The 21,102-nt window shown below is 60.8% G+C and carries 19 protein-coding genes and 2 pseudogenes; 9 read left to right on the plus strand and 12 right to left on the minus strand.

What is annotated here, in order from left to right; genetic code table 11:
* The first annotated feature begins 525 nt into the window (after positions 1–525).
* From pip to AB9N64_RS19520, 8 genes and pseudogenes are all read left to right on the plus strand, one after another.
* Positions 526–1,497: a prolyl aminopeptidase gene (gene pip / locus AB9N64_RS19485; protein WP_014716544.1), complete on the plus strand. Its 972-nt coding sequence runs from the start codon at positions 526–528 to the stop codon at positions 1,495–1,497.
* Positions 1,494–1,931, plus strand: coding sequence for a D-aminoacyl-tRNA deacylase (gene dtd, locus AB9N64_RS19490; protein WP_014716545.1), 438 nt, complete (start codon positions 1,494–1,496; stop codon positions 1,929–1,931). Before pip ends, dtd begins: the two co-directional genes overlap by 4 nt.
* Before the next feature lie 267 nt (positions 1,932–2,198).
* Positions 2,199–3,935 carry a glucan biosynthesis protein G gene (locus tag AB9N64_RS19495; protein WP_014716546.1) on the plus strand — a complete coding sequence of 579 codons (1,737 nt, stop codon included), beginning with the start codon at positions 2,199–2,201 and terminating at the stop codon, positions 3,933–3,935.
* A pseudogene (gene mdoH, locus AB9N64_RS19500) lies at positions 3,928–6,506 on the plus strand (glucans biosynthesis glucosyltransferase MdoH); the annotation flags it as partial. The gene AB9N64_RS19495 and the pseudogene mdoH, both read left to right, overlap by 8 nt.
* Positions 6,507–6,684: 178 nt before the next feature.
* A complete protein-coding gene (locus tag AB9N64_RS19505) occupies positions 6,685–7,485 on the plus strand; it encodes a transporter substrate-binding domain-containing protein (protein ID WP_032901819.1) in 801 nt (266 codons plus the stop codon).
* 219 nt (positions 7,486–7,704) lie between these two features.
* Positions 7,705–8,502: a transporter substrate-binding domain-containing protein gene (locus tag AB9N64_RS19510; RefSeq protein ID WP_032901820.1), complete on the plus strand. Its 798-nt coding sequence runs from the start codon at positions 7,705–7,707 to the stop codon at positions 8,500–8,502.
* A gap of 130 nt (positions 8,503–8,632) precedes the next feature.
* Positions 8,633–9,592, plus strand: coding sequence for an amino acid ABC transporter permease (locus AB9N64_RS19515; protein ID WP_019820013.1), 960 nt, complete (start codon positions 8,633–8,635; stop codon positions 9,590–9,592).
* Positions 9,585–10,319: an amino acid ABC transporter ATP-binding protein gene (locus tag AB9N64_RS19520; protein WP_014716551.1), complete on the plus strand. Its 735-nt coding sequence runs from the start codon at positions 9,585–9,587 to the stop codon at positions 10,317–10,319. Before AB9N64_RS19515 ends, AB9N64_RS19520 begins: the two co-directional genes overlap by 8 nt.
* A gap of 109 nt (positions 10,320–10,428) precedes the next feature.
* Here AB9N64_RS19520 and AB9N64_RS19525 read toward each other — a convergent pair whose 3' ends face one another.
* The 12 genes and pseudogenes from AB9N64_RS19525 to ubiE form a co-directional block, all read right to left on the minus strand.
* Entirely contained in the window at positions 10,429–12,336 is a 1,908-nt protein-coding gene (locus AB9N64_RS19525; RefSeq protein ID WP_371359623.1) for a methyl-accepting chemotaxis protein, read from the minus strand.
* A 135-nt stretch (positions 12,337–12,471) separates the two neighbouring features.
* Positions 12,472–13,344 (minus strand): methyl-accepting chemotaxis protein, encoded by an 873-nt coding sequence (locus tag AB9N64_RS19530; protein WP_370694792.1) that lies wholly within the window; start codon positions 13,342–13,344, stop codon positions 12,472–12,474.
* Positions 13,330–14,388: pseudogene (locus tag AB9N64_RS19535) on the minus strand (methyl-accepting chemotaxis protein); the annotation flags it as partial. The pseudogene AB9N64_RS19535 and the gene AB9N64_RS19530, both read right to left, overlap by 15 nt.
* A gap of 237 nt (positions 14,389–14,625) precedes the next feature.
* Complete coding sequence (locus tag AB9N64_RS19540) at positions 14,626–15,333, minus strand: 16S rRNA (uracil(1498)-N(3))-methyltransferase (protein ID WP_014716554.1); 708 nt, start codon at positions 15,331–15,333, stop codon at positions 14,626–14,628.
* The gene (gene tatC, locus AB9N64_RS19545) at positions 15,330–16,121 is read right to left on the minus strand and encodes a twin-arginine translocase subunit TatC (protein ID WP_003187874.1); all 792 of its coding nucleotides are present in this window, start codon (positions 16,119–16,121) and stop codon (positions 15,330–15,332) included. The genes AB9N64_RS19540 and tatC overlap by 4 nt, the downstream gene beginning before the upstream one ends.
* On the minus strand, positions 16,118–16,525 hold the full coding sequence (tatB, locus tag AB9N64_RS19550; RefSeq protein WP_003187876.1) for a Sec-independent protein translocase protein TatB: 408 nt from the start codon (positions 16,523–16,525) through the stop codon (positions 16,118–16,120). The genes tatC and tatB overlap by 4 nt, the downstream gene beginning before the upstream one ends.
* A gap of 10 nt (positions 16,526–16,535) precedes the next feature.
* The gene (locus AB9N64_RS19555; protein ID WP_003187877.1) at positions 16,536–16,814 is read right to left on the minus strand and encodes a twin-arginine translocase TatA/TatE family subunit; all 279 of its coding nucleotides are present in this window, start codon (positions 16,812–16,814) and stop codon (positions 16,536–16,538) included.
* 27 nt (positions 16,815–16,841) lie between these two features.
* Positions 16,842–17,174, minus strand: coding sequence for a phosphoribosyl-ATP diphosphatase (locus tag AB9N64_RS19560; protein ID WP_003187881.1), 333 nt, complete (start codon positions 17,172–17,174; stop codon positions 16,842–16,844).
* Positions 17,175–17,176: 2 nt separating this feature from the next.
* The gene (hisI, locus tag AB9N64_RS19565; RefSeq protein WP_003187884.1) at positions 17,177–17,569 is read right to left on the minus strand and encodes a phosphoribosyl-AMP cyclohydrolase; all 393 of its coding nucleotides are present in this window, start codon (positions 17,567–17,569) and stop codon (positions 17,177–17,179) included.
* A gap of 41 nt (positions 17,570–17,610) precedes the next feature.
* Entirely contained in the window at positions 17,611–19,215 is a 1,605-nt protein-coding gene (ubiB, locus tag AB9N64_RS19570) for a ubiquinone biosynthesis regulatory protein kinase UbiB (RefSeq protein WP_019820016.1), read from the minus strand.
* Complete coding sequence (locus AB9N64_RS19575) at positions 19,212–19,835, minus strand: SCP2 domain-containing protein (RefSeq protein WP_019820017.1); 624 nt, start codon at positions 19,833–19,835, stop codon at positions 19,212–19,214. Before AB9N64_RS19575 ends, ubiB begins: the two co-directional genes overlap by 4 nt.
* Positions 19,835–20,605: a bifunctional demethylmenaquinone methyltransferase/2-methoxy-6-polyprenyl-1,4-benzoquinol methylase UbiE gene (ubiE, locus tag AB9N64_RS19580; protein ID WP_003171186.1), complete on the minus strand. Its 771-nt coding sequence runs from the start codon at positions 20,603–20,605 to the stop codon at positions 19,835–19,837. Before ubiE ends, AB9N64_RS19575 begins: the two co-directional genes overlap by 1 nt.
* A gap of 145 nt (positions 20,606–20,750) precedes the next feature.
* Between ubiE and AB9N64_RS19585 the strand changes: the two genes are divergently transcribed.
* Positions 20,751–21,026 carry a polyhydroxyalkanoic acid system family protein gene (locus tag AB9N64_RS19585; RefSeq protein WP_014716557.1) on the plus strand — a complete coding sequence of 92 codons (276 nt, stop codon included), beginning with the start codon at positions 20,751–20,753 and terminating at the stop codon, positions 21,024–21,026.
* Positions 21,027–21,102 lie beyond the last annotated feature (76 nt).

Below are 21,102 nucleotides of genomic sequence, written 5' to 3' on the forward strand. Positions count from 1 at the left end.
GGGAGGCTGGCTTGCCTGCGATAACGGTGGTTCAGCAACACTTTTATCAACTGACACACCGCCATCGCAGCATCGGTATCTACACAACTTCGGTACGACGCTGATCCTGTGGCGAGGGAGCTTGCTCCCGTGACGACCGGACAGCCGGCGCATATCCACCTGACACCCCGCGATCAAACTGTGGGAGCGGGCTGCTCGCGAAGGCGGCCTGACAGTCAACACAGTTGGATTGTATATATCCATTGCTGCGGTAACGGCCACTTAGGGTTTCGCCTGACGGCGGGTCACTTTGGAAAAGAGCCGGAATGCCGGCCCAGCCCAAAGTAACTCGCAGGGGGGCACGCGAACAGGTGCCGGAGGTGGGTCGGCTGTATGACTATCTGCTCGGTTATCTGAGGTGCGAACTGCTGACACAGGTCTAAGTGCTCAAGGACATGCTCATTGCACAATTCGGGTTTATGATGCCAGACGGCAAAATAATAGACGTCCCCCCAGGGATGAACCCGACACCCTACGGAGCACGCAATGCAGACTTGGTACCCGCAGATCAAACCCTACGCCCGGCACGATCTGGCTGTCGATGACACCCACACCCTGTATGTCGATGAAAGTGGCTCCCCCGAAGGCTTGCCTGTCGTGTTCATCCATGGAGGTCCCGGCTCCGGTTGCGACGCCCAGAGCCGCTGCTATTTCGACCCGAACCTCTACCATATTGTCACCTTCGACCAGCGTGGCTGCGGCCGCTCTACGCCAAGGGCCAGCCTTGAGAACAACACCACCTGGGATCTGGTCGCCGACCTTGAACGCATCCGCGAGCACCTGGGCATCGACAAGTGGGTGCTGTTCGGCGGCTCCTGGGGCTCAACCCTGGCCCTGGCCTACGCGCAAACCCATCCCGAGCGTGTGCTCGGCCTGATCGTGCGCGGCATCTTCCTTGCCCGCCCCCAGGATATTCGCTGGTTCTACCAGGAGGGCGCGAGCCGCCTGTTCCCCGATTACTGGCAGGACTACGTGGCACCGATCCCGGTGGAAGAGCGCCACGACATGATCGCCGCTTACCACAAGCGACTGACCGGCAACGACCAGATCGCCCAGATGCATGCGGCCAAAGCCTGGTCGGGCTGGGAAGGCCGTATGTTGGGCCTGTGCCCGAGCCCGCAGCATGTGGAACGGTTTTCCGAGCCGCAGCGCGCCTTGTCCATCGCACGTATCGAATGTCATTACTTCACCAACAACTCCTTCCTGGAACCCAACCAGCTGATTCGCGATATGCACAAGATCGCCCATCTGCCTGGCGTCATCATCCATGGCCGCTACGATATGATCTGCACGCTGGATAACGCTTGGGAGCTGCATCAGGCCTGGCCCAACAGCGAGTTGCAGGTGATCCGCGAAGCCGGGCATGCGGCGTCCGAACCGGGCATTACCGACGCGTTGGTGCGTGCGACCGGCGAAATGGCCCGGCGCCTGCTCGACCTGCCGCCTGAAGAAGCATGAAGGGCCTGTTGCAGCGGGTGCGTGGCGCCCGGGTTGAGGTCGCAGGGGAGGTGGTAGGCTCGATTGACCAGGGTTTGCTGGTGCTGGTGGCCGTCGAGCCTTCAGATACGCCCGAAAGCGCCGACAAACTGCTGCACAAGCTGCTTAACTATCGGGTGTTCAGTGACGAGGAGGGCAAGATGAACCTGTCCCTCAAGGACATCGGCGGCGGTTTGCTGCTGGTGTCGCAGTTCACCCTGGCGGCGGATACCAAAAGCGGGCTACGGCCCAGCTTCTCCACAGCGGCTCCTCCGACCCTGGGAGCGGCGCTTTTTGAGCACTTGTTGTTACAAGCGCAACAATTGCATGGCAAGGTGGCTTCGGGGCGTTTTGGCGCGGATATGCAGGTGCACTTGGTCAATGATGGCCCTGTGACCTTCCTCTTACAGACATGAATGTATGAAAAACGACGTTAATGCCTAAAAACGCAGGGTTTCGCTACAAATACTTCACTGTCCCTGATGCGTTGTCTCGCGGGCTACTAGATAATCGCGCGCTACGGGGACCAGCGTTGTTTGGTCCATTTTTGACTTAGGTAGAGCCTTGTCCGACAACCGCATGGGGAATCATTTTGCCCCAGAGGAGTCGGAACATTGCTCGCCAACCTGGCATATAGATAGCTGGCCGTTGGTTTTTTGATCTGTTTTCGGCGAGGGTTGCTCGTGATTGTTAGTCCCTGTAATGCACCAAAATTGTCTGCCAAACGGTTACGAAACGCACTGGTGACGGGCTCTGCCCTGTTTTGCCTGTTCGGCGCGGGTCAACTGTGGGCGTTCAGTCTGGATGATGTGTCGGCCAAGGCAAAAGAGCTGGCTGGGCAGAAGTACGAAGCTCCGCGCAGCAATCTGCCGAACGAATTCCGCGAAATGAAATTTGCGGATTACCAGAAAATTCGTTTCCGCAATGAAAAAGCCGAGTGGGCCGATCAGAACACCCCGTTCAAGCTGTCCTTCTATCACCAGGGGATGCATTTCGATACCCCGGTGAAAATCAACGAAGTCACCGCCGATAGCGTGCACGAAATCAAGTACGACCCGACGCGTTTCGATTTCGGCGACGTGAAATTTGATCCTAAAGCCACCGAACAGCTGGGTTACGCCGGTTTCCGTGTGCTTTTCCCGATCAACAAGGCCGACAAGCAAGACGAAATCATGACCATGCTCGGCGCCAGCTATTTCCGCGTCGTAGGCAAGGACCAAGTGTATGGCCTGTCTGCCCGTGGCATGGCAATCGACACCGCGTTGCCGTCTGGCGAAGAATTCCCGCGTTTCACCGAGTTCTGGATCGAGCGTCCAAAGCCGGGTGACAAGCATTTGGTGATTTTCGCGCTACTGGATTCGCCACGCGCCACTGGCGCTTATCGTCTGATCCTGCGCCCTGGCACCGACACCGTGGTGGACGTCAAATCCCAGATGTACCTGCGTGACAAGGTCAGCAAGCTGGGCGTTGCGCCGTTGACCTCGATGTTCCTGTTCGGCGCCAACCAGCCGTCCAAGGTCCTCAACTACCGTCGCGAGCTCCACGATTCCAGCGGCCTGTCGATTCACGCCGGCAATGGCGAGTGGATCTGGCGTCCGCTGAACAACCCTAAACACCTGTCGGTCAGCAACTTCAGCGTCGAGAACCCGCGTGGGTTCGGCCTGCTGCAGCGTGGCCGCAACTTCAGCCACTACGAAGACCTGGACGACAACTACGACAAGCGCCCAAGCGCCTGGATCGAGCCTGAAGGTGACTGGGGCAAAGGCTCCGTCGACCTGGTCGAGATTCCGACCGCCGATGAGACCAACGACAACATCGTGGCCTTCTGGAGCCCGGCCGAGCTGCCGGAAGTCGGCAAGCCGCTGGACGTGGCTTACCGTCTGCACTGGACATTGGACGACGCGGCCTTCCATTCGCCGGACAGTGCCTGGGTCAAGCAGACCCTGCGTTCTACCGGTGACGTGAAGCAATCGAACCTGATCCGTCAGCCCGATGGCAGCGTGGCCTACCTGGTAGATTTCGAGGGCCCGTCCCTGAAGAAACTGCTGCCGGACGCTCCGGTACGTAGCCAGGTTAGCGTGGGTGATAACGCTGAACTGGTTGAAAACAGCGTGCGCTACAACGAACACACCAAAGGCTGGCGCCTGACCCTGCGTATGAAGATCAAGGACGCAAGCAAACCGACCGAAATGCGTGCGGCATTGGTGCAGGATATCGTGCAGCCTGAGCCTGAGTCGGTTTCCAACCATGTGCTCAAGGCCGACAAAGTCTTGGCCAAGCAGCATGAGAAGCAGGCCAAGAAAGACGCCAAGGACAAGGAAGCCAAACAGCCTGAGGCTGCCCCAGCCACACCGGAGCCGATCAAGACCGAGCAAGTCCTGACCGAAACCTGGAGCTATCAGTTGCCTGCCGATGAGTAATTCTCAAGTCAAGCCAGAGACTCTGTCCGAGTACCTGGCGCATCTACCCATGACGGCTGAGCAGCGCGCCGAGCTGGCGGGCTGCAAGTCCTTCAGCGAGTTGCACGAACGTCTGTCGTCCAAGACCTTCGACGCACCGACCGACGCTGCCCAAGCGTCGGTCGGCCGCCGCTTGACCCTCAACAGCGCCGAAGAGCTGCAAGACGCCGAGATGCTGGCGCTCGATGCCAGCGGTCGTGTGTGTCTCAAGGCCACGCCGCCGATTCGTCGGACCAAAGTGGTGCCCGAGCCTTGGCGCACCAACATCCTGGTGCGCGGTTGGCGCCGGATGACCGGCCGCACCAACCCGCCCAAGCCACCGAAAGATGAGCGGGTATTGCCGGCTGCGCGCTGGCGTACCGTGGGCTCGATCCGTCGTTACATCCTGCTGGTGCTGATGCTGGGCCAGACCATCGTGGCCGGCTGGTACATGAAAGGCATCATGCCGTACCAGGGCTGGTCGCTGGTCGACTTCGACGAAATTCGCAACCAGACCCTGCTGCAAACCGCTACCCAGGTACTGCCTTACGCGCTGCAAACCAGCATCCTGATCATGTTCGGGATTCTGTTCTGCTGGGTGTCGGCCGGTTTCTGGACTGCGCTCATGGGCTTCCTGGAGCTGCTGACCGGTCACGATAAATACCGTATTTCCGGTAAAAGTGCCGGTGACGAGCCGATTCCGAAAGATGCGCGCACCGCCCTGGTGATGCCGATCTGTAACGAAGACGTGCCGCGTGTATTCGCCGGCTTGCGTGCAACGTTCGAATCGGTGGCCGCGACCGGTGACCTGGATCGCTTCGATTTCTTCGTGCTCAGCGACAGTAACGACGCCGACATCTGCATCGCCGAACAGCAAGCCTGGCTCGACGTATGCCGCGAAGCCGGTGGCTTCGGCAAGATCTTCTACCGCCGTCGTCGCCGCCGCGTTAAGCGCAAGAGCGGCAACCTCGACGACTTCTGCCGTCGTTGGGGTGGTGACTACAAGTACATGGTCGTTCTCGACGCTGACTCCGTGATGAGCGGCGAGTGCCTGACCAGCCTGGTGCGCCTGATGGAAGCCACGCCGGATGCCGGGATTATCCAGACCGCGCCGCGTGCGTCGGGCATGGACACCCTGTATGCGCGCATGCAGCAGTTCGCCACTCGCGTGTACGGCCCGCTGTTTACCGCCGGCCTGCACTTCTGGCAGTTGGGTGAATCCCACTACTGGGGCCACAACGCCATTATCCGTATGAAGCCGTTTATCGAGCACTGCGCCCTGGCGCCGCTGCCCGGTAAAGGCGCGTTTGCCGGTGCGATCCTCTCCCACGACTTCGTTGAAGCCGCGCTGATGCGCCGTGCCGGCTGGGGCGTGTGGATTGCCTACGACCTGCCGGGCAGCTACGAAGAACTGCCGCCGAACCTGCTGGACGAACTCAAGCGTGACCGTCGCTGGTGCCACGGTAACCTGATGAACTTCCGCCTGTTCCTGGTTAAAGGCATGCACCCGGTGCACCGTGCGGTGTTCCTGACCGGCGTGATGTCTTATCTGTCGGCGCCGTTGTGGTTCTTCTTCCTGGTGCTGTCCACGGCCTTGCTGGCGGTGAACACGCTGATGGAGCCGCAGTACTTCATGGCCCCGCGCCAGTTGTACCCGCTATGGCCACAATGGCACCCGGACAAGGCGGTGGCGCTGTTCTCCACCACCATCGTGCTGCTGTTCCTGCCTAAACTGCTCAGCATCATCTTGATCTGGGCCAAGGGCGCCAAAGAGTTCGGTGGCAAGTTCAAGGTAACCCTGTCGATGCTGCTGGAGATGTTGTTCTCCATGCTGCTGGCGCCGGTGCGGATGATTTTCCACACCCGTTTCGTCCTCGCCGCGTTCCTCGGTTGGGCCGCTACCTGGAACTCGCCGCAACGTGACGACGACTCCACGCCCTGGAGCGAAGCGGTCAAGCGCCACGGTCCGCAAACCGTGCTGGGCTTCCTGTGGGCGCTGCTGGTGGTGTGGCTGAACCCGAGCTTCCTGTGGTGGCTGGTGCCGATTGTCGGCTCGCTGATGCTGTCGATCCCGGTGTCGGTGATTTCCAGCCGGGTCAAGTTGGGCCTCAAGTCCCGCGACGAGAGCCTGTTCCTGATCCCTGAGGAATACAACCCGCCGCAGGCCCTGCTGTCGACCGAGAAGTACACCCACGAAAACCGTTGGCACGCCCTCAACGACGGCTTTGTGCGTTCGGTGGTAGACCCGCAGCAGAACGCTCTGGCCTGCGCCTTGGCGACCTCGCGGCACCGTGAGGCCGAGCCCATCGAGTACCTGCGCATGGAGCGTGTTCGCCACGCGTTGAAAGTCGGCCCGGCTGGCCTCAACAACAGCGAACGCTTGGCCTTGCTCAGCGATCCGGTGGCCTTGGCTCGTCTGCATGAGCAGGTGTGGAGCGAAGGTCACGCCGAGTGGCTAGGCGCTTGGCGTGCCTCGATCAAGGCCGATCCGCACGCGCCATTGCTGCCCCTGCAACCACAGTCGCCCCAGGCCCAGCCGGCCTGATTCAGGCACCCCCGAAGGCTCACTTCGGGGGTGTTTCAAACGTTGGTCCTACAGCGTTTTTAGCCTCTTCCTTTTATCGCTAACTCCTTGTTATTTCGAAACAAAAGACCTTTGTTCGAAGCGTATTGCCGTGCCTGCGGCTGGGTTAGGATCGCCCCCCAAATTGGACTCGCTACGGGGGCATTCATGATCAAAAGGTATTGTTTGGCATTGCTGATGGGCTTTTTCCTGGGGGGACAGGCAGGCCTGCTTTACGCCGGCGCGCTGGACAATGCTGTGCACCGCGGCGTGCTTAAGGTCGGCACCACCCCCAATAACGTGCCCTTCGAAATGCTCGATAAGCAGGGGCGCATCGTCGGCTTTGAAATTGACTTGCTCCACGCCATGAGCCGCGCGCTGGGCGTAGAGCTTGAATTGGTAGCGGTGCCCTACACGGAGTTGTTGTCGGGGCTGATGGCGAACAACTTTGATCTGATTGGCAGCGGCATGACGGTCACTCAGGAGCGCAACCTCAAGCTCAACTTCAGTGACTCGTTTATCGTGGTGGGCCAGACTGTGCTACTGCATCCGCGCCTGGGCGGGAAAGTGTCCAGTATTGAAGAGCTGGACGATCCCAGTTACCGCGTCGTTGCAACCCAAGGCACCACCGGCGAAGCCGCGGCACAGCGCTTTCTCCTATCAGCGCGGCTCAACAGTGTGGCCAACCCGGAAGAAGGCGTGCGGCAGGTCGTTGAAGGCAAGGCCGATGCTTTTATCCATGATGCGCCCTACAACCTGATCGCGATGAGTCGGCCGCAGAACAGTGCATTGTTGGTACTGGAGCAACCCTTCACCTTTGAGCCTTTGGCGTTTGGCCTGAAAAAAGGCGATTACGACAGCCTCAATTGGATCAACCATTTTCTCAACCAGATCGCCCAGGACGGCACCTACGATCGCCTGCATGACAAGTGGTTCAGGGACACGGCCTGGATAGCCGAGATCGACTGATCGTCATAACTGCTTACACATCAATCCCTAATCGAGAGGTCGCGCGCAAGCGTCTGCCTCTGTGCCTGGCCGGCTCGCTGTCAGTGTTTTGCGACACACGCCGATAACATTTACCGGTGAAACCTTTGTGGCGGACAACGAGTGGGTTAGGATCGCACCCCGAAATGGCGCAGCCCTTCTGTGCGCCCACCTTATAAGAATCGTTCAGGGGTCTTGATGATGAAAAAGTATCTTTCGATGCTGATGCTCGGTGTCACCGCGCTGGTCGCCGCCACTGCGGCCCAGGCCGGCGCCATTGATGAGGCGGTCAAGCGCGGCACGTTGAAAGTCGGTATGGACCCCACCTACATGCCGTTCGAAATGACCGACAAGCGCGGCGAAATCATCGGTTTCGAAGTGGACATCCTCAAGGCTATGGCCAAGTCCATGGGCGTCAAGCTGGAGCTGGTGTCCACCGGGTACGACGGCATCATCCCGGCCTTCCTGACCGGCAAGTTCGACATGATTGGCAGCGGCATGACCCTGACCCAGGAACGCAACCTGCGCCTGAACTTCAGCGAACCCTTCATCGTGGTCGGCCAGACGCTGCTGATCCGCAAGGAGCTGGAAGGCACCATCAAGTCCTACAAAGACCTGAACGACGAGAAATACCGCCTGACCTCCAAGCTCGGCACCACCGGTGAGATGGTTGCCAAGAAGCTGATCTCCAAGGCCAAGTACCACGGCTACGACAACGAGCAGGAAGGCGTGCTCGACGTGGTCAACGGCAAGGCTGATGCGTTCGTCTACGACGCACCGTACAACGTGGTGGCCGAAAAGAAGGTCGGGAACGGCAAGCTGGTGTTCCTGGAAGAACCCTTCACCTTTGAACCTCTGGCGTTCGGTTTGAAGAAAGGCGATTACGACAGCATCAACTTCATCAACAACTTCCTGCACCAGATCCGTAACGACGGCACCTACGATCGCATCCATGACAAGTGGTTCAAGAGCTCCGAGTGGCTCAAGGACATGGAATAAGGCCTGACACCGAGTTGCCTGCATCGCAGGCAAGCCAGCTCCCACATTTGACTGTATTCACACATCAACCTGTGGGAGCGGGCTTGCCCGCGATGGCGGCCTATCAGGCGACACCTATGCGGAAAGTGAAATGAAACAGAAAAAAGCCCAATGGCCCTGGCACCTGCTGACGGTGGTGGTGCTGGTCGGCCTGGCGGGTGCCTTGTACTACGCCACGTCGTTGATGTCCTACGAGTGGCGCTGGAACCGCGTCCCCCAATACTTCGCCTATCAAGCCGAAACCTCCCAGCGCGCCGCGGATATTTCCACCGTGGTCGAGTTGGTGCGCAAAGGCGATATGGCCGAAGTCACCCTGCGCAACGACGCCGGAGTGGAACAAAAGCTCACAGTCGCCGATAACAGCCTGCAAGTGGCGCGCGGCGATGATGTGGCTGAAGGCGATGTGGTCGGCGTGACTCGGCAATGGGCACTGGGGCCGTTGATGTGGGGCTTGTGGACCACGCTGTGGCTGTCGGTAGTGTCCGGCATTCTGGGCTTGGCGATTGGCTTGGCGACCGGGCTGTGCCGGCTGTCGAAAAACCCCACCTTGCGCGACCTGTCGACAATCTACGTCGAGCTGGTGCGGGGCACGCCGCTACTGGTGCAGATCTTCATTTTCTATTTCTTTATCGGCACGGTGCTCAACCTGTCCCGGGAGTTTGCCGGGATTGCCGCGCTGTCGTTGTTCACGGGTGCCTACGTGGCAGAGATCGTGCGCGCCGGCGTGCAGTCCATCACCCGTGGCCAGGACGAAGCGGCGCGCTCCCTGGGCTTGAGTGCCAGCCAGTCGATGCGCCACGTGGTGCTGCCGCAGGCCTTCAAGCGCGTGCTGCCGCCCCTGGCCGGGCAATTTATCAGCCTGGTCAAGGACACGTCCCTGGTGTCGGTGATCGCGATTACCGAGTTGCTCAAGAGCGGCCGCGAAGTGATCACCACCTCGTTCTCGCCGTTTGAAATCCTGTTTTGTGTGGCGGGCTTGTACCTGCTGATCAACCTGCCGCTGTCGAAGATGGCCAGCCGGCTTGAGCGGAGGCTTGCCCAAAGTGATTGAAGTACGCGATCTGGTAAAAGTCTTCGATACCCGTGGGCAGGTGGTGCGCGCGGTGGATCATGTCACCACCCAAGTGGCCAAGGGCGAGGTGCTGGTGGTGATCGGTCCCTCGGGTTCCGGCAAGTCCACCTTTCTGCGCTGCCTTAACGGCTTGGAAGAATTCGACTCGGGTTCGGTGAGCATCGACGGCCTGCAACTGGCCGACCCGAAGACCGACGTGAATGCCTACCGCCGTGAAGTCGGCATGGTGTTCCAGCACTTCAACCTGTTCCCTCACATGACCGTGCTGGAAAACCTGTGCCTGGCGCAAAAGGTCGTGCGCAAGCGCGGCAAGCAAGAGCGGGAGGCCAAGGCCCTGGCGCTGCTGGAAAAGGTCGGTATAGCGCAGAAAGCCCGCGAGTTTCCATCGCGCCTGTCTGGCGGCCAGCAGCAGCGGGTTGCCATTGCTCGGGCCCTGGCCATGGATCCCAAGGTGATGCTGTTTGACGAGCCCACCTCGGCCCTCGACCCGGAAATGGTCGGTGAAGTGCTGGACGTGATGAAGACCCTGGCCCTGGAAGGCATGACCATGGTGTGCGTCACCCACGAGATGGGCTTTGCCCGGGAAGTGGCAGACCGGGTGTTGTTTTTCGATCACGGCAAATTGCTGGAAGACGCCGCGCCGGCGGAATTCTTCAATGCGCCAAAAGACCCGCGTGCCCAGGCCTTCCTGCGCCAAGTCCTGTAGAAATATTTGCCTCTGTGGCGAGCGAGCTTGCTCGCGCTGGAGTGCGTAGCGCTCCCAAGATTTTGGGGCCGCTGCGCAGCCCAGCGGGAGCAAGCTCCCTCGCCACAGGTCAAAGCTTGAATTTGTCGACCAGCGTCTGCAAGTCCAGGCTCAACCTCGCCAACTGAACACTCGCCGCCGCCGTTTCCTCGCTGGCGGCGGCGGTTTGTTCCGACACGTCCCGTACCTTCAGCACACTGCGGTTGATCTCCTCGGCTACAGCGCTTTGCTGTTCCGCTGCGGCGGCGATCTGCGGGTTCATTTCCTGGATGATCGACACCGTGCGGGCAATGGCGATCAGGGCGTCGCCGGCGTCGCGGGTCAGGGTGACGCTGTTATCGGTCAGGTTACGGCTGCTGTCCATGATATCCGCCACCTGCTGGGTGCCGTTATGCAGGCCGAGGATCAGCCCTTCGATCTCCTCGGCCGATTCCTGAGTGCGTTGGGCCAGGCTGCGCACTTCGTCGGCGACCACCGCAAAGCCTTGGCCGGCAGCGCCCGCACGCGCCGCTTCAATGGCTGCGTTCAGGGCCAGCAGGTTGGTCTGCTGAGAAACAGACTTGATCACATCCAGCACACTGGCGATCTTCTGGCTCTCCTGTTGCAGCGCGAGCATCGCACGGCCCGACAGCGCCATTTCACTGGCCAGGTTGCCAATCTGCTCCATAGCCTGGGTGACCACCTGCTCACCGGCGCCGGCCTGATGGTCGGCTTCTTGGGCCGCCAGCGAGGCGCGTTCGGCGTGGCGCGCCACTTCCTGGGCAGTGGCGAGCATTTCATTCATTGCCGTCGCCACCTGGTCGGTTTCATCTTTCTGCTCGTTGAGCCCGCTGCGGGTCTGCTCGGTGACGGTGGATAACTGCGTGGCCGCTCCGGCGATCTGCCGGGCGCTGTCACCGATACTGCTGATCAGGCTACGCAGGCTGCGGGTCATTTGCCCGATGCTTTGCTGCAACTGGCCGAGTTCATCGCGACGGTCGACCGCCATGTCGTGGCTAAGGTCGCCCTCGGCAATGCGGCGTGCGGCGCCAAGGATCTCCCGCAGTGGTACCGCAATCTGCCGGGCGATCCACCAGGCGGCCAGCGCGCCCAGGGCCAGGGCGGCCACTGTCACGCTCATCAGCAATGTGCGGGTGTGGTCTGCCTCGCTGTTGCGCTTGGTGTTCTGGCTTTGGCTCAACTGGTTACTGTTGTCGCGCAGGTCATCGAGTTGCTGTTCGAAGCGGTTTTGCACGGTCTCCACGTTGAGCTGGGCTTCCTTGAGCTCGATCAACTGCTCGCGATAGTTAGCCAGGTCGGTCTTGAGCAGTGCTGAGTCCACGGGCAGCGCTGTGACTGCCAGTTGCGCGGTCTCCAGGGCGTCAAGGGCCTTGCCGATGGCCTCTGTATACATTGCCAGCGATTGCGCGGCCCAGGCGGGGCTCTGGGCGCGATCTTCGGCCAGCTCCATGGCCTGCCGCAGTTGCTCAATGGCATCAAGGGCCTTTTCGTCGTTCTGATCAGGCAGGTCACTGGCAAATTGGGCGAGGGTATCGCTGGCTTGCAGGGCGACTTTTTTCAGCACCGGGCGGATGCGCTCACGCTGTTCGACCAAGGGCGGAAGTTGCGTCAGGGCCGCCTTGAAGTGGCTTGCAAGGCTCTTGGCTTCTTCAAGTCGCTGCAGGTCAGCCGAGTCTTTCAGGCGGTTTGATAGGTCGGCCAAGTGCTGGTCCATCCGTTCAATCTTCGCGGCCATTTTGCTCAGGCTATCGCTGTCTGTCAGGGTGCGGTACACGATGCGGTCGGCGCGCATGGCCTCGGCGTCAACGGCCAATTGACCCAGGGTCGTCAGGCTATTGGATCGGTAAAGCACGGCGTTCAAGGCTTGCCAGCCCGTAGCGGCGATCAGGAAACTGAGGATCAGCACTTGGCCAAAACCCAGGGCGAGCTTGAGGCGGACGCTGGCATTGACCAGCACGCGGGTTAGCCGAGAAAACATGGTGAACCTCCGAATCAGAGAAAGCATTTCGCAACACATGAAACGCTAATTCGATTCGGGGCCGTGGAGGGCTGATAACTGCGTAGGAAATTTCACAAGTTACGGCGGCTTTGGTAAGCCGCCGTGTAGGGTAATTCAGACCCGGAAGCGCCCAACCAGGGTCTGCAGGTAGATCCCCAGGCGCGCCAGTTCGGCACTGGAGGACGCAGTTTCTTCGCTGGCCGACGAGGTTTGTTCGGAGATGTCGCGCACATTCAACACGCTGCGGTTGATCTCTTCAGCCACGGCGCTTTGTTGCTCGGCGGCGGTGGCGATCTGCGAGTTCATGGCCTGAATGGTCGAGACGGTGCGGGTGATATTGCCCAGCGCGTGGCCGGCGCGGCGCGTCAGCTCAACACTGCTCTCGGTCAGCCCGCGGCTGTTGTCCATGATGGTTGCCACCTGCTGGGTACCACTTTGCAGGCCGACGATCAGCTCTTCGATCTCTTCAGTGGACTTCTGCGTGCGCTGGGCCAGGCTGCGCACCTCGTCGGCCACCACGGCAAAGCCACGGCCGGCCTCACCGGCACGCGCGGCCTCAATGGCGGCGTTAAGGGCCAGCAGGTTGGTTTGCTGGGCCACGGATTTGATCACGTCGAGCACACTGCCGATCTTGTCGCTTTCGCGCTTGAGTTCACCCATGGCCACTGTGGAATTACCCACCTCGGTAGCCAGGCGCTCGATCTGGGCGATGGCTTCACCCACCACCTGGTCGCCTTCACGGGCTTGCTGGTCGGCAGCCACGGCGGCTTCCGAGGCCTCTTCGGCATTGCGCGCCACTTCCTGCACGGTGGCCGCCATCTCGTTCATGGCGGTGGCCACCTGGTCGGTCTCGACCTTCTGGCTGTTGACCCCGGCGCTGGTTTGTTCGGTCACGGCCGACAACTGCTCGGCGGCGCTGGCGATCTGGGTGACACCGTCGCTGATCCCGCCGATCAACTCGCGCAGGCCTACGGTCATGCTTTGCATGGCACGCTGCAATTGACCCAGTTCGTCCTGGCGGCCCGATTCCAGGTTGTGGCTCAGATCGCCGGAGGCCACACGCTCGGCGACTTTGAGGGTCTGGTTCAGGGGGATGACGATCTGGCGGGTGATGGCCCAGGCTGCGAAGATGCCGACGATCAGCGCCAGCACGGTGGCAAGTAGCAACAGGTATTTGGCCTGCGCGGCATCTGCGTCACGCACGGCGGTCTGGGAGACGGTGAGTTTTTCGCTGTGGCCCAGCAGGATGTCGCCTTGGGCGATCATGGTTTTCAGCGCAGCCGCGCTGGCGACCTGGGAATCGCGATACTGGCTGACGGCGGCGCGGTAGGCTTGCAGTGAAGCCCCGGCTTCTTGCAGGTTGGCCTGGTATTGGGCCGGCAGCTGGCCTTGCAGTTCGGTGATTTTCTTCAGGGCGTTGTCGATAGCATCCAGGGCCGGTTGCTCGGCTTCGACCTTGCCGCTGTAGGTGTAGCCGCGTACTTGGAAGCGCGATTGCTGGATCAGCTTGCTCTGCTCCACCACGCTGTTGAACTGGGTGACGCTGTCACCTTGCAGCAGGGCTTTTTCGATTTCATTGATCTTGGCGACAGCATTGTCGGCAGTGTCGCCGAGCTTGCTGCGAGCACCCTCACGCTTGAGGCCCGCCTGGACCATGGCCGCGAAGGCCTTTTTGTATTGGTTCAAGGCTTCCTGCTGTTGCTCGACCAGGGCTTTGTCGTCAGGTTGCTCGATCAGCTCGGCGGCGGTCTTCAGGCCGCTGTCGAGGTGGGCGAGCAGGCCGTCGACCTTGTCCGTGCCTTGCTCGCCACGGCGCATATCGAAGTCCAGACGTGCCAGGCGCAGGTCTTTGGTCAGGCCATTGAGGCTGGAAATGAAGCCCAGCTTGTCGCCGCGACTGATCACATCCCCCAGGCCGGTCCAGCCGGTAAAGGTGATCAACAGCGTCAGGACCAATACCAGGCCAAAGCCGACGCTCAGCTTGCGGTTGACGCTTACATTCCCCAACTTCTCGGCTAACCAACGATACATGCTGCGAACTCCCCTGGAACAAGGCTTGGACTTATTCAAAGGCTATCGGCACGGGCGCGAGATTCTGTAGCTATGCACATGATCGTTCCCACGCTCTGCTGATCGTTCTCACGCTCTGCTGATCGTTCCCACGCTCTGCGTGGGAATGAATGGCGTGACGCTCTGCGTCACAAGGGCGGACGCAGAGCGTCCTGAGCGGCATTCCCACGCAGAGCGTGGGAACGATCAGTCGGGGGGTTAGAACAGGCGGGCGAGCAGGGCCGTTACGGCGGTTTCGACGCGCAAAATACGTGCACCCAGTTGCACCGGCTGCAAACCGGCCTTGGCCAGCAAGTCCACTTCATAGGGAATCCAGCCGCCTTCCGGGCCGATCGCCAGGGTCACCGGTTCCTCGAGGGCTCGGGGGCAGGCTGGGTAATCGCCCGGATGGCCGATCAGGCCCAGGGTGCCAGCCGCCATGGCCGGCAGCCGATCTTCCACAAACGGCTTGAAGCGTTTCTCGATAATGATCTCGGGCAGCACCGTGTCCCGCGCTTGTTCCAGGCCGAGGATCAATTGCTCGCGCACCGCTTCAGGCTCCAGGAACGGGGTTTGCCAGAAGCTTTTTTCCACGCGGTAGCTGTTGACCAGCACCACCTTGGGCACGCCCATGGCCGCCACGGTTTGCAACACCCGGCGCAGCATCTTCGGGCGGGGCAGGGCCAGCAGCAAGGTCAGGGGTAATTTGCTCGGTGGCGGTTGGTCGAAGCTCACTTGCAGTTCGGCTTCAGCGGCTTCCAGGCGCAGCAGTTGGGCATTGCCCATCAGCCCGCCAATCCGGCCCACGCGCAGGGAGTCACCGACGGCGGCGCGGTGAACCTCCTGCATATGCACCAGGCGCCGATCGCGCAGCACTACGCGGTCGGCCGCGATAAAGTCGGCCTCTTCGAGCAGCAGCAGGTTCACGGCTGGGTCGCAGGCGGCTGGTCGTCGTCGACAGGCGCGTCATCCGGGTGTTCGCCACGCTTGCTGATCAAGCCGCTGAACAGGATGCCCACTTCGAACAGCATCCACATCGGCACGGCCAACAAGGTCTGGGAGAAGATGTCCGGTGGCGTGAGGATCATGCCGACCACGAAGCAGCCGATGATCACATACGGGCGGATCTTCTTCAGGTACTTGACGTCGACCACGCCGATCCACACCAGCAACACTACCGCTACCGGAATTTCAAACGCCACGCCAAAGGCGAAGAACAGCGTCATCACGAAATCGAGGTAGCTGGTGATATCGGTCATCATTTCCACACCGGCTGGAGTCGCGGCGGCGAAGAACTTGAAGATCAGTGGGAACACCAGGAAATAGGCGAAGGCCATGCCGGTGTAGAACAGCAGGATGCTCGACACCAGCAACGGCACGGCGATGCGCTTCTCATGCTTGTACAGGCCTGGCGCGATAAACCCCCAGATCTGATGCAGGATCACCGGGATCGCCAGGAACAGCGAGACCATCATGGTCAGCTTCAAGGGCGTCAGGAACGGCGACGACACATCGGTGGCGATCATCGTCGCGCCGGCCGGCAGGTACTGGCGCAGGGGCGTCGAGACGAAGGTGTAGATCTGCTGGGTAAAGGCGAACAGCCCGGCAAAGATGATGAAGATCGCCGCCACGCAACGCAGCAGGCGGGTACGCAGCTCGGTGAGGTGCGAGACCAGCGGCATATGCTGGTCGTTTTCCGGTTTATCAGCGCTCATGGGGCTCGCGGCGGCAATGTAGGGTCATGGGGTGCGGGCGACGCAACGGGCGTCGGCGCGGGCGTCGTAGGAGCGGGCGCTGCCGGTGCGGCGTCGGCCACAGGGGCTGGCGCGATGCTGTGCTCGGCCACCGGCGTTACCGGCTTGGCCGGCTCTTGCACCGGGGAAAGAATCTTGCGGGCTTCCTGCTCCAACGAGAGGATGTGCTCGTTGTGCAATTGCCGACGGATTTCGTCGGCACCGATTTCCCGTTCAACTTCCTGTTTGATCGCGTTGAAACTGCGCTTGAGGCGCCCGATCCACAAGCCGGCGGTGCGTGCGGCACCGGGCAGGCGTTCCGGCCCCAGTACCAGCAGGGCCACCAGGCCGACGAGCAGCAGTTCAGAGAAGCTGATACCAAACATTAGTCAGTGCTCACGAGTCTTTGCGGGTCGGCTCTTGGACCTTTTCAGCCTGCACGTCGAAGGTACGGCGCTCGGTGATCGGCTGGGTGGCCTGCGGGTGAACAGGCTGGGCCGGTGGCACCGGGTTGGCGCTTGGCTCGGCTGGCTTTTCATCATCGTTCATGGCTTTGCGAAAGCCCTTGATCGACTCGCCCACATCGGTGCCCAGGTTCTTGAGCTTCTTGGTGCCGAACACCAATACCACCACCACCAGAATGACGATCCAGTGTTTCCAGTCAAAAATGCCCATGCTTCAAATCCTCAAGTCTTACGTTATTCAGGCGGACGGGCGCGAGGCCTTCTCGGCGTGCCCGGACAAGCCGAAGCGACGGTCCAGTTCATCCAGCACGGCCTGTGGGTGCTGCCCCAGTTGGGCGAGCATCACCAGGCTATGGAACCACAAGTCTGCGGTCTCATAGATTACATCGCTGTAATCACCGCTGATTTGCGCGTCCTTGGCCGCAATGATGGTCTCGACGGATTCTTCGCCGAGTTTTTCCAGAATCTTGTTCAGACCCTTGTGGTACAGGCTGGCGACGTAGGAGCTGTCGGCATCCGCGCCTTTGCGGTCTTCCAGCACCTGGGCCACACGGTTCAGGGTATCGCTCATGTTCAGTGTCCTGCTGGGTAGATGGCGTGCGGGTCTTTGAGCACCGGCTCCACAACCTTCCATTCGCCATTCTCGAACACGCGATAGAAGCAACTGTGGCGGCCAGTGTGGCAGGCAATGCCGCCGATCTGCTCGACCTTGAGGATCACCACGTCGGCATCGCAGTCCAGGCGCAGCTCGTGCAGGGTCTGCACGTGCCCGGATTCTTCGCCCTTGCGCCACAGTTTGCCACGCGAACGTGACCAGTAGATGGCGCGCTGCTCGGCGGCGGTGAGGCTCAGGGCCTCGCGGTTCATCCAGGCCATCATCAGCACGCGCCCGGTCTTGTAGTCCTGGGCAATGGCCGGCACCAGGCCGTCACTGTCCCACTTGATCTCATCCAGCCAGTCTTTCATGTTCGGCTCCGGCAATTTGCGACAGTGTATAACCGGATGGGCTATCGACGCACGATCAGATAAACACCCACTGCGACCATGATGCCGGCTGGCCAGTGGCCCAGTTGGTTCAATGGCCCACCAATCGCCAGCATCACACCGCCCACCAGGTGCGCGGCGCCGAGCAGGCGCAGGAACCAGTCGTCCTTGCGCTTGCGCCACGGTGGCTCAGGGTCCTTGGCATGGGGCTGGGACATGCGCTCCAGCAGGTCGCGGGTCATGTTGGCCAGGTGCGGCAGCTGTTCGAACTGGCTGTGCAGGTTGCCCAGCATGGTTTTGGGGCTCATGCGCTCGCGCATCCAGCGTTCCAGGAAGGGTTGCGCGGTGTTCCACAAGTCGAGGTCCGGGTACAGCTGGCGGCCCAGGCCTTCGATGTTCAGCAGGGTCTTCTGCAACAACACCAACTGCGGCTGTACTTCCATATTGAAACGCCGCGCGGTCTGGAACAGACGCATCAGTACCTGACCGAAGGAAATATCTTTTAACGGTTTTTCAAAGATCGGCTCGCAGACGGTACGGATCGCCGCTTCGAATTCGTTGAGCTTGGTTTCCGCCGGCACCCAACCCGAATCAATGTGCAGCTGCGCCACACGACGGTAGTCGCGCTTGAAGAAGGCAAACAGGTTGCGCGCCAGGTAATCCTGGTCTTCCGGGGTGAGGCTGCCGACGATGCCGCAGTCGATGGCGATGTACTGCGGGCTCCACGGGTTGACGGTGCTGACGAAGATGTTGCCCGGGTGCATGTCGGCGTGGAAGAAGCTGTCGCGGAACACTTGGGTGAAGAAGATTTCCACACCGCGCTCGGCCAGCATCTTCATGTCGGTGCGTTGGTCGGCCAGGGTCGCAAGGTCGGTGACCTGCACGCCGTAGATGCGCTCCATCACCAGCACTTTGGGCCGGCACCAGTCCCAATACACCTGCGGCACGTACAACAGTTGCGAGCCTTCGAAGTTGCGTCGCAATTGGCTGGCGTTGGCCGCTTCGCGCAGCAGGTCGAGTTCGTCGTAGATGGTTTTTTCGTAGTCGGCGACCACGTCCACCGGGTGCAGCAGGCGCGCATCGGCAGAGAAGCGTTCGGCCGCGCGGGCCAGGATGAACAGCCATGCCAGGTCCTGGCCGATGATCGGCTTGAGGCCTGGGCGAATGACTTTCACCACCACTTCTTCGCCGGTCTTGAGCTGCGCGGCGTGCACTTGTGCCACCGACGCCGAGGCCAGGGGCTCGACGTCGAAGCGGCTGAACACCTCGCTGATCTTCTGGCCCAGCTGTTCTTCGATCAGCGCCATCGATTGCTGCGAATCGAACGGCGGCACGCGGTCTTGCAGCAGCATCAGCTCGTCGGCGATGTCTTCGGGCAACAGGTCGCGGCGGGTGGAGAGGATCTGCCCGAACTTGATGAAGATCGGCCCCAAATCCTGCAACGCCAGGCGCAGGCTGGCGCCACGGCTCAACGGTGACGGTTTGCGCGGCAACCAGCGCCACGGCAGCACATAACGCACCGCTAGCAGGAACCATGGCAAAGGCAGGGCAAACAGCAGGTCATCGAGACGGTAGCGGATTACGACGCGCTGGATACGAAACAAACGGCGGACGGCGAGCAGCTTCATGCGTTATCGCTTGGATCAAGGGAACGGCTCAAGCGCTCGAAGCGGGCCTCGAGGCGTTCCAGGTCGATTTTGGCCTTGTCGAGCTCGCGAAAGCGCGCTTGCGCTTCCCGTTGCCCGACCAGGGTGCGCGATTCTTCGCTCAGGTATTCGGCAAGGTTCTGGTTGAGGCTGGCGAACCCTTGCTGGTACCAGCGCGAGCGGCTGCGCAGGTGCCCGCTGATCAACTGGGTGGCGACGGGGCCAATCCAGCGCGACAGTTCGTATTCCCAGTCCAGCTCCAGGTCTTGCAGCACGGCGGCCAGGTCCATCAGCACCGCACTGTCGCCTTCCAGTTCCACCTCGGGGCTGTGGAGGATGGCGGTCTTGTTGCGGCTCAGTGCCAGGTGCAACAGGCTTGAGGCTGGCGCACGCAGAGTGCAATCGGCCTCAGCGGCCCATTGAGTGGCGAGCAGCAGGCCTTCATCGCTGGGCAGGATAAACAGCTGCAAGGCGGGGCTTCGGCAGTCGACGGCAATGACTTTGCCGGTCAGGTGCGCGAGCCGCGCCAGGGCGGTGCTGTCCAGGCGCAGTACACGGTTGAGGCCGTGCTCGACGCTGGCGAGAAGACCTTGCAGCAGCATCAGGGCTTGATGCCGCGGTGCAGGGCGACGATGCCGGACGTCATGTTGTGGTAGGTCACGCGGTCGAAACCGGCCTCCACCATCATCGACTTCAGGGTTTCCTGGTCCGGGTGCATGCGGATCGACTCGGCCAGGTAGCGGTAGCTCTCGGCGTCGTTGGTGATCAGCTTGCCCATCAGTGGCATGAAGGCGAACGAATAGGTGTCGTAGACCTTGGACATCAGCGCGTTGGTCGGCTTGGAGAATTCCAGCACCAGCAGGCGGCCACCCGGCTTGAGTACGCGCAGCATCGAGCGGATCGCGTCTTCCTTGTGAGTCACGTTACGCAGGCCGAACGCGATGGTCACGCAGTCGAAATGGTTGTCGGGGAAGGGCAGCTTCTCGGCATCGGCCTGAACGAACTCGATATTGCCGGCCACGCCTTTGTCGAGCAGGCGGTCGCGGCCAACCTTGAGCATCGAGCCGTTGATATCGGCCAATACTACCTGGCCGGTGGGGCCAACCAGCTTGGAGAACTTGGCCGCCAAATCGCCCGTGCCACCGGCGATGTCCAGCACCCGGTTGCCGGTGCGTACGCCCGACAACTCGATGGTGAAGCGCTTCCACAGGCGGTGCATGCCGCCGGAGAGCACATCGTTCATCAGGTCGTACTTGGCCGCCACGGAGTGGAACACCTCAGCGACTTTTTCCGCTTTCTGGCTTTCCGGGACGTTCTTGAAGCCGAAGTGAGTGGTGGGTTCGGCATCGCTGCCTTTGCGCTGATCAGTCATATCGCTGTCACCAAAAGAGAATGCGGGACATGATAATCCCCAAGGCCTACTTTGTCTTGGCAAGGCTGCAGGTAAGATAGGCGCTCATCGAGACCTTTTGCCGCATGGCGGGTGTTCTGAGTCGTTATATAGAGGAGTCATTGCAATGGCCCGTATTACCGTTGAGCGTGAACATACCCTGGGAAAAGAACAGGCGCGGGCCAAGGCTGAGCAATTGGCGCGCAAACTCGAGGATAAATATGGGGTGGAGTCTTCATGGGCTGGCGACACCCTGAAGCTCAAGCGCTCCGGGGTTAAAGGCACGGTTGCGGTGGCCGACAACTCACTGCGCATCGATGTCGAACTCGGCCTGTTGATGTCGGCCATGAGTGGCACGATAAAGTCCGAAATCGAAAAAGCCTTGGATAAAGCGTTGGCCTGACCTGGCTGCTCTTAGGGTGCCGATTCTAATTTTAAACCCTACTTTGTGCCCAAGCCCTCAACTCCTGCGGGCCGTC

It is taken from the genome of Pseudomonas sp. KT_2_4, assembly GCF_041410225.1.
Lineage (GTDB): Bacteria > Pseudomonadota > Gammaproteobacteria > Pseudomonadales > Pseudomonadaceae > Aquipseudomonas > Aquipseudomonas paracarnis.